Genomic DNA, 2,559 nt, shown 5'->3' with positions numbered 1-2,559 from the left:
TTTTAGACCTTTTGTCAATCAAAAAGTACTGGATCTGGGAGTGATCGGGGGGAAATTTAGGCACTTTTTCCCTGAAAATTAGGTAATTGGCCACCTCAAAACTGGTAAAACCCCACACCCCACACCCCACACCCCACACCCCACACCCTACCCCCCGGAAAAACTTTTTGCCGCAAACCCTGTCTAAACTCCTAGCCGATCATCCGGGGGATTTGAAAGGCTTCCGCGATCGGCCCGAGGGCTAATATCGGCAAGAAAGTCAGCGCACCGAGAATTAAAATCACCCCCGCCGTCACGCTGGTAAAGAGTCCGGTATCGGTGCGGAGGGTTCCGGTGGTGGCGGGAACTGGTTGTTTGCGGGACATCCCATCGGCTAACAAGAGCAGGGCGGCGATCGGGATATACCGTCCGGCGAGTAAACTGAAGGAGGCACTTAGATTCCACCAGAGAGCGGTAATCGTCGGTTTGGCACCAGCCGCAATCGCAAGCGGCGCAGGTTGGGAATCCCCTAGTCCCTCGAATCCCGACCCGTTATTGGCAGCGGCGGAAGCGTACTCGTAGATAACTTGAGATAATCCGTGAAAGCCGGGGTTACTGATGCCCTGAAAGTCGGGAAAGGCAAGGGCGATCGCTCCAGGGATGAGGATGGCGATCGGGTGAACCAGCAGAATTAAAAAACTCGCTAACACCACTTCCCGTTTCTCGATTTTGCGCCCGAGGAATTCGGGGGTTCGCCCCACCATTAGCCCGGTGACGAATACCGCCAGGATCAGATAGGCAAACAGGTAGGCGGTGCCGGTTCCCTGGCCGCCGAAAACGATTTGCAGGAACAGATTCGAGAGGGTGGCGAAGCCGCCGTTCGGCATCAAGGAATCGTGCATGGCGATCACCGCACCGCACATGGTGGCCGTGGTAGTTACCGCGTACAGGGCCGATTGCGCCCAACCGAAGCGTACTTCTTTGCCCTCGAAGTTAACCGCTCGCTCCACCCCTAGCAGGGAGTTAACCGCCTGGTTGCCGTTATATTCCCCGATCGCTGTGATGATCGTAAAGCCGATGAAGATACCGAGGGGAATTAGATAGATTAACCGAGCTTGCTTGAGATTATCGGCGAAAACCCCGTAGGTATAGATCAGGGAGGTGGGAATCGAGAGAATCGCTACCAACTGCACCAGATTGACGAATCCGTTCGGGTTTTCAAAGGGGTGGGCCGAGTTGCTGGCAAAAAAGCCACCGCCGTTTTCTCCCAATTCCTTAATAATCTCGAAGTGGGCCACTGGACCGCGGGCGATCGCCTGACTCAGGTTGGGGTTTTCTAGCGTCGGCAAGATCGCCGGGCCCGCGAGGGTTTCCGGGACTCCGGCGATGATCAGGGCAATTGCCCCCACGATCGAGATCGGTAAGAGGATACGGGTGATCGCTCGGATCAGATCCACATAGAAATTGCCCAACGGTCGCCCCGTCAGTCCCCGAATAAAGGCGATCCCCACCGCTAGACCGGTTCCGGCCGAGGTGAACATCTGGTAGCCAAGACCCCAGATCTGACTCCCGTAGCTGAGGGTGGTTTCTCCGGAATAATGCTGTTGGTTGGTGTTGGTGATAAAGGAAATCGTCGTATGTAGCGTGGTGTCCCAAGAAGGGGCGGGGATCCCCGTCGGGTTGAGGGGAAGGACTCCTTGGCCCGCAATCAGGGAAAAAACCAGAATTGCCATCACCGCGTTACTGTAGAGAACGGCGCGGACGTACTGCCAGCCAGTCATATTCTCTTTCCCTTTCACCCCGACGAAGGTGTAAAGAAGACTCTCGACTCGATCGCACAGTGGGTCGAGTAGGGTTCTCCGTTCCATGAACACCCTAGCCATATACCGCCCGAAAAAGGGGGTGATCGCCACGATTATCAGGATCGTGAGCGCGATTTGAATCCATCCTTGCAACATGGTTCGATCAACTCCAAAAAAAGGCCAGTGGAGGCTCGATCAACGATCAACCGGGACCCTCACGGGTTCGCTGTCTCGAAACCGCTTGCTGAAAACCGAGTTTGTCTAATCATTAGCGATCATTAACAAATGGATGATCGAGGGATTATTATCGCCTCTGCTGGAACGATTATAGCGATTTCTTGCACCTTGACAAGCTATATTTTTTCCGTTCGTTATCCTATCAGCTTTTACGCACTTATGCGGCAATACCAACAATTAGCAATTATCCTAAATCCAGTTATTAAAAACTGATTATCTATTCCCCCTTTTGCCTCTTGCCTCTTGCATGAGTGCCTATCCTGATATGTTACCTATACTTAACGGATTTAGTATTATAAGTAGTCGTGCAAAATTAATTTCCTAGTCGAGACTCCGAGACAGGAGACTCCGAGACAGGAGACGGGGGACTCCGAGACAGCTATCAGGGATCAGATTTGAATGGCTCTTCGGGAATTGTTATGCAAATAATTAACTTAAAATAAAATTCGATGAGAGCGCCTACGCTCAAAAGTAGCTGAAATCCATATAGGGAAGGACTTAAGGCATCAACAGGTTAATACCAAAAGATAGACAATCGAGT

Annotated in this window: 2 protein-coding genes; one reads left to right on the top strand and one right to left on the bottom strand. The window is 52.2% G+C overall.

The features are described 5' to 3' along the window. The first annotated feature begins 86 nt into the window (after positions 1-86). Complete coding sequence (locus O9290_RS00430; RefSeq protein ID WP_196219863.1) at positions 87-245, top strand: hypothetical protein; 159 nt, start codon at positions 87-89, stop codon at positions 243-245. Here O9290_RS00430 and kdpA read toward each other — a convergent pair. Further along, the gene (kdpA, locus tag O9290_RS00425; RefSeq protein WP_288086577.1) at positions 192-1,937 is read right to left on the bottom strand and encodes a potassium-transporting ATPase subunit KdpA; all 1,746 of its coding nucleotides are present in this window, start codon (positions 1,935-1,937) and stop codon (positions 192-194) included. The genes O9290_RS00430 and kdpA overlap by 54 nt on opposite strands. Between the last annotated feature and the right edge of the window lie 622 nt (positions 1,938-2,559).

The organism is Microcystis sp. LE19-41.2A (assembly GCF_027530405.1).
GTDB classification, from domain to species: domain Bacteria; phylum Cyanobacteriota; class Cyanobacteriia; order Cyanobacteriales; family Microcystaceae; genus Microcystis; species Microcystis aeruginosa.
This window is presented reverse-complemented; position numbering and strand designations above follow the sequence as displayed.